This window comes from Pseudomonas sp. BR20, assembly GCF_050780135.1.
GTDB lineage: Bacteria > Pseudomonadota > Gammaproteobacteria > Pseudomonadales > Pseudomonadaceae > Aquipseudomonas.
The window spans coordinates 3,267,233-3,281,806 of record NZ_CP172012.1 but is presented as its reverse complement, the minus strand read 5'-3'; the positions used below and the strand labels follow the sequence as shown (position 1 = coordinate 3,281,806).

14 protein-coding genes are annotated in these 14,574 nt (G+C 58.9%); 8 read left to right on the top strand and 6 right to left on the bottom strand.

Annotated features, from left to right (window positions below; translation table 11 throughout):
* Window positions 1–9 precede the first annotated feature (9 nt).
* The 4 genes from ACHPFG_RS15195 (at window position 10) to rarD (ending at window position 4,211) form a co-directional block, all read left to right on the top strand.
* Window positions 10–921, top strand: coding sequence for a LysR family transcriptional regulator (locus tag ACHPFG_RS15195; protein ID WP_431703405.1), 912 nt, complete (start codon window positions 10–12; stop codon window positions 919–921).
* A 119-nt stretch (window positions 922–1,040) separates the two neighbouring features.
* Complete coding sequence (locus ACHPFG_RS15190; RefSeq protein WP_431703404.1) at window positions 1,041–1,907, top strand: hypothetical protein; 867 nt, start codon at window positions 1,041–1,043, stop codon at window positions 1,905–1,907.
* Window positions 1,908–2,100: 193 nt separating this feature from the next.
* Window positions 2,101–3,111, top strand: coding sequence for an aldo/keto reductase (locus ACHPFG_RS15185; RefSeq protein ID WP_131696229.1), 1,011 nt, complete (start codon window positions 2,101–2,103; stop codon window positions 3,109–3,111).
* Window positions 3,112–3,329: 218 nt separating this feature from the next.
* The gene (rarD, locus tag ACHPFG_RS15180; RefSeq protein ID WP_131696228.1) at window positions 3,330–4,211 is read left to right on the top strand and encodes an EamA family transporter RarD; all 882 of its coding nucleotides are present in this window, start codon (window positions 3,330–3,332) and stop codon (window positions 4,209–4,211) included.
* 56 nt (window positions 4,212–4,267) lie between these two features.
* Here the strand turns inward: rarD and hppD are convergent, their stop codons facing one another.
* Together hppD and ACHPFG_RS15170 are read right to left on the bottom strand one after the other, a co-directional pair.
* Window positions 4,268–5,344: a 4-hydroxyphenylpyruvate dioxygenase gene (gene hppD, locus ACHPFG_RS15175; RefSeq protein ID WP_027606579.1), complete on the bottom strand. Its 1,077-nt coding sequence runs from the start codon at window positions 5,342–5,344 to the stop codon at window positions 4,268–4,270.
* 246 nt (window positions 5,345–5,590) lie between these two features.
* Window positions 5,591–6,514 carry a DMT family transporter gene (locus tag ACHPFG_RS15170; protein WP_431703403.1) on the bottom strand — a complete coding sequence of 308 codons (924 nt, stop codon included), beginning with the start codon at window positions 6,512–6,514 and terminating at the stop codon, window positions 5,591–5,593.
* Between the two features lie 78 nt (window positions 6,515–6,592).
* Between ACHPFG_RS15170 and ACHPFG_RS15165 the strand changes: the two genes are divergently transcribed.
* From ACHPFG_RS15165 to ACHPFG_RS15155, 3 genes are all read left to right on the top strand, one after another.
* The gene (locus ACHPFG_RS15165) at window positions 6,593–7,519 is read left to right on the top strand and encodes a LysR family transcriptional regulator (RefSeq protein ID WP_431703402.1); all 927 of its coding nucleotides are present in this window, start codon (window positions 6,593–6,595) and stop codon (window positions 7,517–7,519) included.
* Between the two features lie 27 nt (window positions 7,520–7,546).
* On the top strand, window positions 7,547–9,088 hold the full coding sequence (locus ACHPFG_RS15160; protein WP_431703401.1) for an EAL domain-containing protein: 1,542 nt from the start codon (window positions 7,547–7,549) through the stop codon (window positions 9,086–9,088).
* 198 nt (window positions 9,089–9,286) lie between these two features.
* Window positions 9,287–9,652: a histone-like nucleoid-structuring protein, MvaT/MvaU family gene (locus tag ACHPFG_RS15155; RefSeq protein ID WP_027606583.1), complete on the top strand. Its 366-nt coding sequence runs from the start codon at window positions 9,287–9,289 to the stop codon at window positions 9,650–9,652.
* Window positions 9,653–9,763: 111 nt separating this feature from the next.
* Here the strand turns inward: ACHPFG_RS15155 and ACHPFG_RS15150 are convergent, their stop codons facing one another.
* Window positions 9,764–10,300 carry a DUF4946 domain-containing protein gene (locus ACHPFG_RS15150; protein ID WP_431703400.1) on the bottom strand — a complete coding sequence of 179 codons (537 nt, stop codon included), beginning with the start codon at window positions 10,298–10,300 and terminating at the stop codon, window positions 9,764–9,766.
* A gap of 199 nt (window positions 10,301–10,499) precedes the next feature.
* Between ACHPFG_RS15150 and gloA the strand changes: the two genes are divergently transcribed.
* On the top strand, window positions 10,500–11,021 hold the full coding sequence (gloA, locus tag ACHPFG_RS15145) for a lactoylglutathione lyase (RefSeq protein ID WP_053129696.1): 522 nt from the start codon (window positions 10,500–10,502) through the stop codon (window positions 11,019–11,021).
* A 64-nt stretch (window positions 11,022–11,085) separates the two neighbouring features.
* On the opposite strand, the gene ahpF is transcribed toward gloA, so the two are convergent.
* The 3 genes from ahpF to ACHPFG_RS15130 form a co-directional block, all read right to left on the bottom strand.
* Complete coding sequence (ahpF, locus tag ACHPFG_RS15140) at window positions 11,086–12,651, bottom strand: alkyl hydroperoxide reductase subunit F (RefSeq protein WP_145337796.1); 1,566 nt, start codon at window positions 12,649–12,651, stop codon at window positions 11,086–11,088.
* A 130-nt stretch (window positions 12,652–12,781) separates the two neighbouring features.
* Window positions 12,782–13,345, bottom strand: a complete 564-nt coding sequence (gene ahpC, locus ACHPFG_RS15135) for an alkyl hydroperoxide reductase subunit C (RefSeq protein WP_003173835.1) — start codon at window positions 13,343–13,345, stop codon at window positions 12,782–12,784.
* 133 nt (window positions 13,346–13,478) lie between these two features.
* Window positions 13,479–14,411, bottom strand: coding sequence for a site-specific integrase (locus ACHPFG_RS15130; protein ID WP_131696221.1), 933 nt, complete (start codon window positions 14,409–14,411; stop codon window positions 13,479–13,481).
* Between the last annotated feature and the right edge of the window lie 163 nt (window positions 14,412–14,574).

Below are 14,574 nucleotides of genomic sequence, written 5' to 3'. Positions count from 1 at the left end.
TTTTTACAAATGAGCTCAATCCTCGACCTTGAAGTGTTCGCACGCACCGCCGACACCGGCAGCCTGTCCGCCGCCGCACGTGGGCTGGGCCTGACCCCCGCAGCGGCCAGCATCGCCCTCAAGCGCCTGGAAACCCGGTTGGGCACCCGCCTGCTGGCACGCTCCACCCGCAGCATGCGCCTGACCGAAGAAGGTCGCCGCTACCTCGACAGCGTGCGCGAAGCGCTGGCCGCATTGGCCGAAGGCGAGCAAGCGCTCAAGCAGCAGAGTCAGGGCCTGACCGGCCTGCTGCAGTTGGCGGCGCCCTCGGATTTTGGCCGCAATGTGGTCCTGGGCTGGCTGGATGAGTTCAAGCAGGAACACCCGAACATCCGCCTGCAATTGCTGCTCAACGACAGCAATGCCGACCTGTTCCGCGACACCGTCGACATCGCCCTGCGTTTCGGCGTCCCACGGGACTCCAGCCTGGTGGCGCTGCCGGTGGTCCCCGACCACCAACGCATTCCCTGCGCCAGCCCCGACTACCTGGCGCGCCACGGCACGCCGCGCACCCCGGCGGAGTTGGCGCAGCACAACACGCTGCGGTACATGCGCCAGGGCCGGGCCAACAGCACCTGGTACTTTCGCCAGGGCACGACGTTGCAGGAAGTTGAGGTGACGGGCGACTACCTGAGCGATGACGGCGAGATTGTGCGGCGCTGGGCACTGGCCGGCCACGGTATTGCCTACAAGGCCAACCTCGACATCGCCCGGGACCTCAAGGCCGGACGGCTGGTGCAACTGTTGCCGGACTGGCAGGGAGAACCCACCCCGTTCAACCTGATGTGCCCCCACCGCCTGCAAGTGTCGGAACGGGTGAAAGTGCTGCACCGGTTTCTACAAGTGCGCTGCCAGGCCCTGTTACACCTACCGCAGCCCTAAGTTTCAGCTATTAAGAGGTGGCTTTTTAAACCTGTCATTTATGACAGTATCTCAGCGTACCCATCGCATTTAGCATGTTCATTCCGAAGTCCCCTTCACGTTGCGCAAGGAACATCGAGATGACAACTAAAGCTCAACCAACCGCAAGCACGGGCAGCCTCACCGCAGCGTTTACCGGCAGCCATACCCATTCGTTCGTATCCGATCTCGACAGACAACATATCTTCAAGTCCGGAGGGCACTGGCGTTTCAGTGGGGTTGAATTGCAAAGTGGCGACCCACACCAGAATTATTATGGGCTGAACGTGGTGCTTCCGGCTGATCTTGAAGAGGACGGCAAGAAGCACATCTACAGCTTCCCCGACGAGGTCACCGGCTTTGTCTTTGCACCCTATCGAGCAGGTATTTCCGTCTATCGGATTGTAAGTGGGGAGATCACCGTTTCAGTGCTGAATGAGGAAATGTACGCAACCTTCCATTTATCGGCGGAATTTAACGAAGCGCATGTTGACCTTACCGACGGCGAGCTTCACTTGAAGGGAATATCCTACCCAAGGCTCTATACAGATACCTTCAATGGAACATTCCGTAATAGCCCGTTTCCTTCACATGAAGATTTTGTAGCAAAGACCGTTGGCATTATCAGTCACGAATCGCCCTTTTTCCCGGACAGGTGGGAAGTCTTTGGCTCGCGGGATATCGACTCTTTTCCACCCTCAAACCAAATCGTCAGCATCCAGATAACAAAAAACCTGACCGAGCATGACTATGTCATCTCCCCAAAAAACACGGAGGTTTTCGTCAACTGCAGTGCCCGTCCCGCTTACGGCCTCTATGCCGCAGTAGGAGGAAACCTGCATTTCGATTCACTCCCCGCTACAGGCCGCGCGAAAGGCACATTGAAATGCAGTTTTATTGTGAGAGAAGGCGTGGAGTTTCAGTTCGACGGTGGATTCGACGTAGGCACGCCCTTCTATATCGCTTGATCTTGTTCAAAGATGTAAGCCCCCGCCGCTCTCAACTGGTAACGCCGAATCACCCGTGGCGTTATCAGTTGCACACGGCCACGGCGGGGGGACGGGCGGGTCCGTGCACGCCGATACGCCGACGTTGAGCTTGTTCTAGAGCCTTGCTCTCTGGTATTGCATAGCACCCGTCAATGCTGTTGAGGAATGCACCATGATTTACCGCACGTTGGGCCAGTCCGGTTTGAAGGTCAGTGCCTTGACTCTGGGCACCATGATGTTTGGCGAACAGACCAACACCGAGGACTCGCTGCGCATCATCGACAAGGCCTGGGACCAGGGCGTCAATTTTATCGACACGGCGGACGTGTACACCGGCGGGCGCTCCGAGGAAATCGTCGGCGAAGCCATCGCTCGCCATCGTCAGGATTGGGTGGTGGCGTCGAAAGTCGCCATTGGCCCCACGGAGGGCCTGCCCAACCGCAGTGGCCTGAGCCGCAAGCGCATCTTCAACGCGTTGGAAGCCAGCCTCACCCGCCTCGATACCGACTACCTCGACATCTACTACCTGCACCGCGAAGATCACGACACCCCGCTGGAGGTGACGGTATCGGCTATCGGCGACCTGATCCGCCAGGGCAAGATCCGTTACTGGGGCCTGTCCAACTATCGCGGCTGGCGGATTGCCGAGGTGATCCGTGTCGCCGAACGCCTGGGCGTGGACAAGCCGGTGATCAGCCAGCCGCTGTACAACATCGTCAACCGTCAGGCCGAAGTCGAACAGATCACCGCCGCCGCCGCGTACGGCCTGGGGGTCGTACCTTACAGCCCACTGGCGCGTGGCGTGCTCAGCGGCAAATACGCACCGGACGTCACACCCGAAGCCGGCAGCCGTGCCGCCCGCCAGGACAAGCGCATCCTGGAAACCGAATGGCGCATGGAGTCACTGCGCATCGCCCAGCAGATCCAGCAATACACCCAGGGCCGTGGCGTGGGCATTGTCGAGTTTGCGATAGCCTGGGTGCTGAACAACGCGGCGGTGAGCTCGGCGATCGTAGGGCCGCGCACCGAGGCGCAGTGGGATGCCTACACCGGCGCGCTGGACGTGAAGATCACGGCTGAGGATGAGGCTTTTATCGACTCGCTGGTGACTCCGGGGCATTCCTCCACGCCGGGGTTCAATGATGTGGGCCATTTTGTCTCGGGCCGGGTGGCGCGCGCGTAGGCTGAGTGACCGGGCTGCGGTTGTAGAGCGGGCTTACTGTGGCAAGCCCGCTCGCCACAACAACAACCCGACTGACCCTACCAAGCCGACCCAGACAGCGGTAACGAGAAATTTTCCTGAAAAACGCCCCAAAACAGCGCAACCCTCTCGACTCAAAAGCACCATAATCCCCTCTTGAAATTCCCTATTTTTTTGAAATCGGTTTTCGCGAGGACAGCGTGTCTAAAGGAGTTGTGTTATCGGTGTCGGCCTCGGTGTTGTTTGCCGTGATGTACTACTTCACGTCATTGCTGACGCCATTGAGCGGCCTGGAAATTTTCGGCTGGCGCATGTTGCTGACCGTGCCGTGCATGACGGTATTCATGATCGTCAGTGGCGAATGGCGGCGGGTGTGGGAGTTGCTGCAAGTGCTCGCGGCCAAGCCTCGGCTGATCGGCGGTGTGGTGCTGTCGTCGGCCTTGCTGGGCGTGCAGTTGTGGTTGTTCATGTGGGCACCGCTGAACGGGCGCAGCCTGGATGTGTCGGTAGGTTACTTCCTGCTGCCGCTGAGCATGGTGCTCACCGGACGCCTGGTATGGGGCGAACAGCTTTCATACCTGCAAAAGATCGCGGTGTTTTTTGCCAGCCTCGGGGTACTTAACGAGTTGTTCCAGGCCGGCGGATTTTCCTGGGCGACGCTGGTGGTGATCATCGGTTACCCGCTGTACTTCATCGCGCGCAAATACCTCAAGACCGACCACCTGGGCGGACTGTGGCTGGACATGGCGCTGATGTTGCCGGTGGCCTGGTGGTTTGTGCAAAGCGGCGAACAGGGCTTCGCGGTGATGGATGCCCACCCCAGGCTGTACGGGTTGATCCCGGTACTGGGCCTGATCAGTGCCTCGGCGCTGGTGAGCTATATCATTGCCAGTCGGTTGCTTGCATTCAGCCTGTTCGGACTGCTCAGTTATGTCGAGCCGGTGCTGTTGCTGGTAGTGGCGCTGCTGTTGGGTGAAGGCATCAAGGCAGGCGAATGGTTGACCTACATCCCGATCTGGATCGCAGTCATGGTACTGGTGTTCGAAGGGTTCAAACATTTGGTGCGTCAGCGCCGGGCCTGAATGCCAAACGACAAAAAGCCCGACCGAGGCGTCCCTCGGTCGGGCTTTTTTCATGCTCAGTCGGCGGTCAACACGCCACGACGTACCTGGTCCCGCTCGATGGACTCGAACAGCGCCTTGAAGTTGCCCTCGCCAAACCCATCATCGCCCTTGCGCTGGATGAACTCGAAGAACACCGGGCCCATCAGGGTTTCCGAGAAGATCTGCAGCAACAGGCGCTTGTCGCCTTCGATTGACGAGCCGTCCAGCAGGATGCCACGTGCTTGCAGTTGATCCACCGGTTCGCCGTGGTTCGGCAGGCGGCCTTCGAGCATTTCGTAGTAGGTATCCGGCGGCGCAGTCATGAAGCGCATGCCGATCTTCTTGAGTGCGTCCCAGGTCTTGACCAGGTCGTCGGTGAGGAACGCCACGTGCTGGATGCCCTCGCCATTGAACTGCATCAGGAACTCTTCGATCTGCCCGGCGCCCTTGGACGACTCTTCGTTCAGGGGGATGCGGATCATGCCGTCCGGGGCGCTCATGGCCTTGGACGTCAGGCCGGTGTATTCGCCCTTGATATCGAAGTAGCGCGCTTCGCGGAAGTTGAACAGTTTCTCGTAGAAGCCGGCCCAGTAGGCCATGCGCCCGCGATACACATTGTGGGTCAGGTGGTCGATGACCTTGAGGCCGGCGCCTTGCGGGTTACGCTCGACGCCGTCGAGATAGACGAAATCGATGTCATAGATTGAGCTGCCCTCACCAAAACGGTCGATCAGGTACAGCGGCGCGCCGCCGATGCCCTTGATGGCCGGCAGGTTCAGCTCCATCGGCCCGGTTTCGATATGGATGGGCTGGGCACCCAGTTCCAGCGCACGGTTGTAGGCTTTTTGCGAGTCCTTGACGCGGAACGCCATGCCGCACACCGACGGGCCGTGCTCGGCCGCGAAGTAAGAGGCAATGCTGTTGGGCTCGTTGTTGAGGATCAGGTTGATCTCGCCCTGGCGGAACAGTTGGACGTTCTTGGAGCGATGGTTCGCGACTTTGGTGAAGCCCATGATCTCGAAGATCGGCTCCAGGGTGCCGGGGGTCGGCGATGCGAATTCGATAAATTCAAAGCCCATCAGGCCCATTGGGTTTTCGTAGTGGTCGGTCATGGCCGGCGCCTCATCATTCTTGTGGGTAGCAAGTGGTTATGTGCGAGCAAGGATGAGGTCGGAGGGCGGCGCGCAGGAAAGGCCTCGCACACTGCGGGCGAGGAAGTCACCAAAGATGAGGGGGGAGCCGAGTAGCTTCATGGTTACATCAGTCTCTGATGGCCGAGGCTTGCGTGAGCGCAAGTCCATATTCTTGTATGCGTAAATCGATTCTACACAGCGTAACCGTATTTGTCCGTACTCTTATCAAATCCCCATTGCCCTGGCCTGTGCAAGGGGTTTGTTGCACAGGTAGATGCCCAACAGGATGACGGCCCCGCCCGCCAGCATGGGCGCCGTCAGTTGTTCCCCCAGCAGCAGTGCGCCGCAGATCACCGCCGTCAGTGGGTTGAGTGCGATAAATACGCCGGCGCGCGTCGCGCCGATGCGCCGGATACCATCGTAGTAACCGATATATGCCAGCGCCGAGCCCAAAACCCCGAGGTAGGCCAGGCTGAGCCAATGGGTTATCGGCAAGCAGCCAAGCGCTTCTACGCTGACGCTTGCGGTGACAAGCGCGGTGGTGGTCAACATCAACGTACCCAACAGCACCGACCAGGTGACCGTCTGCAATGGCCCCAGGCTTTGGTTGAGCCCCCGGGCACACAGCGAATAAACGCCCCACCCCGCCACACAGCCAAGGATCAGTAAATCGCCGATCCAGGCATCGGCGGTGGCCTGCAACAACTGCGGGTTACGGCTGACAATGACCGTCCCGGCACCGACCAGGCACAACAGGATACCCAGCAGCTTGATCCGACTCAGCCGCTCCTTGAATAACAGCCAGCTCGCCAGGCCGATCACCGCCGGGTTCAACGCCACGATCAACGAAGCCCGCGACGCATTGATGTACTGCAACCCATAGAAGAAGCACAGGTTGTAGAAAAAAATCCCGAAGAATCCCAGCACCGCCAGTTGCGCAAACTGCCGAAGATTGGGACGCAACAGAGGAATACGCGCGCAGGCCATGAACAGCAACAACGCCAGACTGGCGAGGATAAAACGCAGGCTGGCGGCCAGCAGCGGATTGAGGTGGTCGGCCAGGAAGCGCCCGGCGACAAAGGTGCCGCCCCAGATCATGGTGACGGCGGCGAGTTTGCAATAAGTCAGGTGATCGGAGGCGAGGCGCATGAGGGATGGGCTCAAGGTACGGGAGAATTCGCGTATTCTTCAGCTAATAACCGATCATCGTAAAATGAGCTTTCACTCATGACACTGACCCAATTGGAAATTTTCTCCCTGGTCGCCGAGCTCCAAGGTTTTACCAGTGCCGCCCACCGCTTGGGCATCAGCCAATCGGCGGTGTCCCATGCCATCAAGGCCCTGGAGCAGGAACTGGGTGTGGAGCTGTTTCGGCGCCACCAGTCGCTGGTAGAACCGAGTGACATCGGCCAGCACTTACTCGGACGTGCCCGTGCCATGCTCGGCCTGGCCAACACCCTGCAACAAGAGGCGGCCGATGCCCGTGGCATGCGGCGCGGTACGTTGCGCATCGGCTCATTCGGGCCGACCGCGTCGATTCGCCTGTTGCCAGCCATCCTCAGCCAGTTTCGCAGCGCCCATCCGGGGATTGAGGTGCATGTGGACGAAGGGCCCGACCGCCAGGTGCTGCAGTGGCTGGATGAGCGACGGATCGATGTGGGCTTTGTGGTGCTGGAACAGGAGCGCTTCGACACCTTTGCCTTGTTCGAGGACCAGATGGTGGCGCTGCTGCCGGCAGATCATCCATTGGCTGCGCGGGACACGCTGGCCCTGCAGGACCTGTGTGACGATGCCTTTATCCTGACGGAAGCCGGCTCCTCGGAGTTGGTCACCCGCCTGTTCGACGTCGGCCAACTGCGGCCAAAGGTGCGCTACCGCTGCGCGCAACTGCTGAGCACCCTGGAAGCGGTCAGCCGTGGGGACGGCCTGAGCATCGTCGCCGAAGCATCGCTGCCGCAGGCACTTGATCCGCGCTATGTGAAACGACCGCTTTCGCCCCGCGTGCCGCGCCAGATTGGCCTGGCGGTGCTGGATCGGCGGCAGTCGTCACCGGCCACCCTGGCCTTTATCGAGATTGCGCAAAGCCTTGGCAGGGCGAGCAAAGTCCAAGCGGGCCATCTATCATCGAAACATTCCCCGCCGGCCTGCCGGTAAAGCCTCCTGCGCAACAGGCCTGAACCCATGCCCCTCACCGTCAAAGGCCCGCGAAAGCTCTTCACCCGCTATTCGATCAGCGTGTTGTCGGGTGTGCTGCCGATCCTGCTGGGTGTGACCATCCTGTATTGGCAAGCTGAACACACCCTTGAACAAAGCACGGCGCAAACCGCCCAGGAAGCCGTACGTCAATTCGACCTGATGCTCGACAATACCGCCCTCGCCGCCCAGGCCTTGCTGCCACTGGCCGGACAACCGTGTGACAGTGGCGTGCAACTGGCGCTGCGTGAACAGGTCACGCGCCGGCCGTTTGTGCGGGCGACGACCTTGTCCTGGCAAAAAAACATCTATTGCAGCTCCCTGTTCGGCAGTCACTACGAGTCACCGGTGAACCCGGATGACTATGTCGATGGCCGCCTGTGGTTGATGAACGGCAACCCGGTTACACCGGATACGGCGTTGCTGGTCTACCGATTGGTAGACGGGGACAAAGCCGCGTTTGCCTCAATCGACGGCTATCACCTGACCAACGCCCTGCGCCTGATCAGCCGCTATGCGCAGCTTGTGCTGCAAGTCGGGCCTCACTGGCTCGGCGCCGATGGCAACGTGCACGACACCGCAGTCCCGGTATTTGCCGTAGCCCATCATCACCTGTCGTCCGAGCGCTATCACTACAGCGTCGACGCCGGCATGCCGGCCGGTGAAGTGTGGCGCTATATGCAGGCACGTTACCCCGCGCTGTTCAGCCTGGTAGTGTTCTTTGGCGTACTCGCGGGCCTGCTTGCGCACTGGCTGCAAAAGCGTTCCTCGGCGCCTACCCATGAGCTGCAGCGGGCGTTGGGGGCCAATGAGTTCATCCCGTACTTCCAGCCGGTGGTGCGCGGCGACACCCGCGAATGGGCCGGCTGCGAAGTGCTGATGCGCTGGCAGCACCCCAAGGAAGGTTTGGTCCGACCCGATTTGTTTATCCCGCTAGCCGAACATTCTGGCCTGATCGTGCCGATGACCCGTGCCCTGCTGCGCCAGACCGCTGCCCAACTGGCGCCCCATGCGACGCGGTTCAGCCCGGGTTTCCATATCGGCGTGAATATCACCGCGCGCCATTGCCACGACCTTGCACTGGTAGAGGACTGCCGTGAATTTCTCGCCGCCTTCACGCCAGGCCAGGTGACCTTGGTGCTGGAACTGACCGAGCGCGAGTTGATCGAGCCCACGGATACTACCCGTCGACTGTTCGACGCCCTGCATCAACTGGGCGTGATGATTGCCATCGATGACTTTGGTACCGGCCATTCCAGCCTGGGTTATTTGCGCAACTTCAATGTGGACTATCTGAAGATCGACCAGAGTTTTGTCGCCATGATCGGTGCCGATGCACTATCGCGGCATATTCTGGACAGCATCATCGAATTATCCGGCAAGCTGGACCTGGGCATCGTTGCAGAAGGTGTAGAGACCGCCGAGCAGTGCGAATACCTGGCCGCTCATGGTGTGCATTTTCTCCAGGGCTATCTGTTTGGAAAGCCATTACCCAGCGATGAATTCATTAAAAACCTGGTCAGCCATTGAATAGCCATGCACTAGCGGCGTTGAAATAATGTTAATAAGGCAAAAGACATGATTTACTCGTGGTGGATTAACTACTACAATTTTTCTTGCCTGTGCAGAACTCGCAGGACGACTTCTTCTGTGAGTCGCCTTAACGCTATTGGCTTATAGCTTTGTCTGTAGTTGACATCAGCCAAATACACTATTGGAGTACAGATTTTGTCCAGACTCGCCGAATTTCGCGCAGCAGAAAAAGCCCTTCAAGAGCAGCTTGCCCAGCTGGAGTCCCTGAAGAACGACGCCGGCCTGAAGAAAGAAATCGAATTCGAAGAAAAGCTTCAAGGACTGATGAAAACCTACGGCAAAGGCCTGCGCGACATCATCCTGATCCTTGATCCAAACCCGGGCAAGACCAGCGCTGCCGCCGCCAGCGCACCAAAACAGCGCCGTGCGCGCGTAGTCAAGGTTTACCACAACCCGCACACTGGCGAACTGATCGAAACCAAGGGCGGTAACCACCGCGGCCTCAAAGCCTGGAAAGAACAGTATGGCGCCGCCACTGTAGATTCCTGGCTTCGCGGCTGATCACCACGCACTAACAAAGAGCCCCGCACATGCGGGGCTTTTTTATTCAAGGGTTCGAAACCGAACTTAAATAACATTTCACTTTGTTCAGAATCGACGGGCGAAACGCACTTAAAGTTTGAGGCCAGCGCGCACCGAACTGACTTCATCCTTGCTTGCTTGGTAAGCGTCGGCTTGACCCGCGTATGAAAAAACATACGCTTTATCGGTATCAACCGCCCCTACCAATGTTTGTAAAAGCACGTGCCGTCCATTCTCAGTAATCACACATGTAGTTTCTACGGCCTCAAGACGACTCAGTGTTGTCGAGTGCATCTTGCTGCACACACTTTGGTAGCCGCCTTGGGCAAAATCTTTCTGGATGGACTTGCGCATCTCCAGCAATACGCCCTGAAGGTTAACGTTATGCCCAGCCTCGATCGGCGTCCCCGTCAACTCCATCACCATCACTGTGTTGCCATTTTCATCGTTCTTGATCGCACGCTGCCGCGAAACCGGCTGCGGCGTGGCTGGCGCATCGCCGTCGGGTAACACCGCCTCGACCTGCCAGCCGCTGGGCCAATGAATTTCCGGCTCGCCCGCCCATACCCAAGGGCTGGACAACAGCAAACACAGAGCGCTCAACAGCGGTAAACGACATTCGATCATTGCAAAAGACACCCAAGGTTCAAGCGACAAAGTGTGAGCCCCGCCACCGGCTGGTCGCAAGACCTACGCGTGCTTTTTCATTTGGCGCGGCAGGCGGGCCTTGCGTATCATGGTCCGGCTGCACGGACGCCAGCTGCAAGCCAAGGGAACGCTCCTCTCACCTGGAGCCGCGTTTGCCCCATTTTTTTCTGGAGGGCCCATGAGCCTGCACGAACTGAACACCTTCCCGGGCGTCACCGCCCAACCTGACACCGCCACCTCGAACTTCGTGTTCAACCACACCATGCTGCGGGTCAAGGACATCACCAAGTCCCTGGACTTCTACACCCGCGTCCTGGGTTTTTCACTGGTTGAAAAGCGCGACTTCCCGGAAGCCGAATTCAGCCTGTACTTCCTGGCCCTGGTGGACAAATCCCAGATCCCGGCCGACGCCGCCGCGCGCACCCAATGGATGAAGTCGATTCCAGGCATCCTGGAACTGACCCACAACCACGGCACCGAAAACGATGCCGACTTCGCCTATCACAACGGCAACACCGATCCGCGTGGTTTTGGCCATATCTGCATCTCGGTGCCCGATATTGTCGCCGCGTGTGAACGCTTCGAAGCTTTGGGCTGCGATTTCCAGAAACGCCTGACCGATGGCCGCATGAAAAGCCTGGCGTTCATCAAGGACCCAGATGCGTACTGGGTTGAGATTATTCAGCCAGCGCCGCTGTAAGTTTCTAACACACAACAAAAAACCCCATGATCACTCATGGGGTTTTTCGTTTCCGGGCCTGGACTTACGCCGGAGCGGAGGTACGGATCAAGTGATCGAAAGCACTCAGGGAAGCCTTGGCGCCCTCGCCTACCGCAATCACGATCTGCTTGTACGGCACGGTCGTCACGTCACCGGCAGCGAATACCCCTGGCAGTGAAGTCTCGCCACGGGCATCGACAATGATCTCGCCACGCGGAGTCAATTCCACAGTGCCTTTAAGCCAGTCGGTGTTGGGCAGCAAGCCGATCTGTACAAAGATGCCTTCCAGGTCGATGGTCTTGAACTCCCCAGTATCGCGGTCCTTGTAGGCCAGACCGGTGACCTTCTGGCCGTCGCCTTTGACTTCACTGGTCAGCGCGCTGGTGATCACATCAACGTTAGGCAGGCTGTACAGCTTGCGCTGCAACACCGCGTCGGCGCGCAACTTGCTGTCGAACTCCAGCAAGGTCACGTGGCTGACGATCCCGGCCAGGTCGATGGCCGCTTCAACGCCGGAGTTACCGCCGCCGATCACCGCCACACGCTTGCCCTTGAACAACGGACCATCGCAGTGCGGGCAGAAGCACACGCCCTTGGCCTTGTATTCCTGCTCGCCCGGTACCCCCATTTCGCGCCAGCGGGCGCCGGTGGCCAGGATCACGGTCTTGGACTTGAGCGTCGCGCCGCTTTCAAAGCGAATTTCATGCAAGTCACCGGCGTTTTTCGCTGGGATCAGGCTGCTGGCGCGCTGCAGGTTCATGATGTCCACGTCGTACTGGCGTACGTGGGCTTCCAGGGCGCTGGCCAGTTTCGGCCCTTCGGTTTCCTGTACCGAGATAAAGTTCTCGATGGACATGGTGTCCAGCACCTGGCCGCCAAAGCGTTCGGCGGCAACACCGGTGCGAATACCTTTACGTGCGGCGTAGATGGCAGCTGCGGAACCGGCCGGGCCACCGCCGACGACAAGCACATCAAAGGCATCTTTGGCGCTGATTTTCTCGGCGGCTTTTTCAATGCCGCTGGTGTCGAGCTTGGCGAGGATTTCTTCCAGGCCCATGCGGCCCTGGCCGAAGTTCACGCCATTCAAGTAAACGCTCGGCACTGCCATGATCTGACGTTCGTCGACTTCAGCCTGGAACAGCGCGCCGTCGATGGCGACGTGGCGGATGTTCGGGTTGAGCACGGCCATCAGGTTCAGCGCCTGGACCACGTCCGGGCAGTTCTGGCAGGACAGCGAGAAGTACGTCTCGAAGCTGAACTCACCTTTAAGGGCGCGGATCTGTTCGATGACTTCGACACTGGCCTTCGACGGGTGGCCACCGACTTGCAGCAGGGCCAGCACCAACGAAGTGAATTCATGGCCCATGGGGATACCGGCGAAACGCAGGCTGATATCGGCACCCGGGCGGTTGATGGAGAACGATGGCTTGCGCGCATCATCACCATCGGTTTTCAGGGTAATCAGCGTGGTGAGGCTGGTTACGTCCTGCAAAAGGGCAAGCATTTCCTGGGATTTCGCGCCGTCGTCGAGGGAGGCGACGATCTCGATCGGCTGGGTGACCCGTTCCAGGTATGACTTCAACTGAGCTTTAAGATTGGCGTCCAACATACGGGCGATTTCCTATTAATTCGGTTTATTGCAGACAAAAAAACGCCCGAGCGACTCTCGCCCGGGCGTTTTGAGGGCGGATGCAGCTTACTTAAGTGCGGAGTTCCGCCCTTGAGACGTCTTCACAGACTTAGATCTTGCCGACCAGGTCCAGGGACGGAGCCAGAGTAGCCTCGCCTTCTTTCCACTTGGCTGGGCACACTTCGCCTGGGTGGGCAGCCACGTATTGAGCGGCCTTGATTTTGCGCAGCAGCTCGGAAGCGTCACGGCCAACACCGCCGTCGTTCAGTTCAACGATCTTGATCTGACCTTCCGGGTTGATCACGAAGGTACCGCGGTCAGCCAGGCCAGCTTCTTCGATCAGTACGTCGAAGTTGCGGGAGATGGTCAGGGTCGGGTCGCCGATCATGGTGTACTGGATTTTACCGATGGCTGGCGAAGTGTTGTGCCAGGCAGCGTGGGCAAAGTGGGTGTCGGTGGAAACGCTGTAGATTTCGACGCCCAGTTTCTGGAATTCGGCGTAGTTGTCAGCCAGGTCTTCCAGCTCGGTTGGGCAAACGAAGGTGAAGTCGGCTGGGTAGAAGAACACTACCGACCATTTGCCTTTCAGGTCAGCGTCGGTCACATCTACGAAGTTGCCGTTTTTGTATGCAGTCGCTTTGAACGGTTTTACTTGGCTGTTGATGATAGGCATCGTTGACTCTCCGTCAGGGGTTAAGAAGTTGATGAGGTGAATCCTACCCACTCTCTCGGCGGATGGCTCATTGGCAAACCTGATGCTGACGATTGGTTTTCCCTATCAGGTGACGGTATTAATAGAAAAAATCTCAAAGCAGCGGTTGAGTGGCCAATGTCATGCCGAGAAAGGGCGTTGCTTCAACATAGCGCATGGCGGATTTCATGTCGCTCCAGCCGACATAACTCATCAGCGACTTCAAGTCCCAGCCGCTGCGATGGGCCCAGGTGGCAAAACCCCGGCGCAACGAGTGGCTGGTGTATTGCTCGGCGGCGATGCCCGCACGCTCAAGCGCCTGGCGCAGCAGCGGGATCACGCTGTTGGGGTGCAAGCCCTCCTCCCCCAGATTTCCCCAGCGGTCGATGCCCCGGAATACCGGACCGCGCACCAGGGCCGACGCGCTGAGCCATTCGCTGTAGGCCTGCACCGGACACAGGCGCAGCAGCGCCGGGGTGTGGTAGGTCTTGCCGAGGTTGTCGCGGTCACTTTTGCTGCGCGGCAGATACAGGCTGATGCCGGCACCGGGTGTGGCCTGCACGTGTTCGATACTTAATCGGCACAACTCATCGCTACGAAAACCGCGCCAGAAGCCCAGCAGGATGAGCGCAGTGTCACGCTTGGCGCGCAGCAATCGCGGTGGGTCCTGCGCCTCACTGGCCTCTCGCGCTTCAGCCTCAAGGGAGGCCACTACCTGCTCCAGATGCCTGAGCTGCAATGGCTCGGCCTGCTTCTCCTGCGCCGGGTGCACGGCGCGAATCCCCTTGAGCACCTTGCGCACCACCGGCGCTTTCGTCGGGTCGGGAAAGCCCTGGCTGGTATGCCATTGCGCCAGTGCCGAGAGCCGCAGCTTCAGGGTGTTGACCGCCAGCACGCCCGCATGCGCCACCAGATAACGCGCCACGCTGTCGCTGGTAGCCGGCAGAAATCCGCCCCAACTGACTTCGAAGTGTTCGATGGCCGCGCGATAGCTGCGGCGCGTGTTATCGCGGGTGGCGGCGTTGAGGTAACGATCCAGATCGCTCATGGGAGGCCTATTCGTACTGCTGGCAGAGGTATAAGCGTTCCAGACGCCGATGACACGGGATAATACGCCAATATCCCATCTGTTGAATCATGAATTTAAACGGATTTTTATTCGTGATATGGTATGTATCTACATAATACATACCACAGTACTAAATCGACGG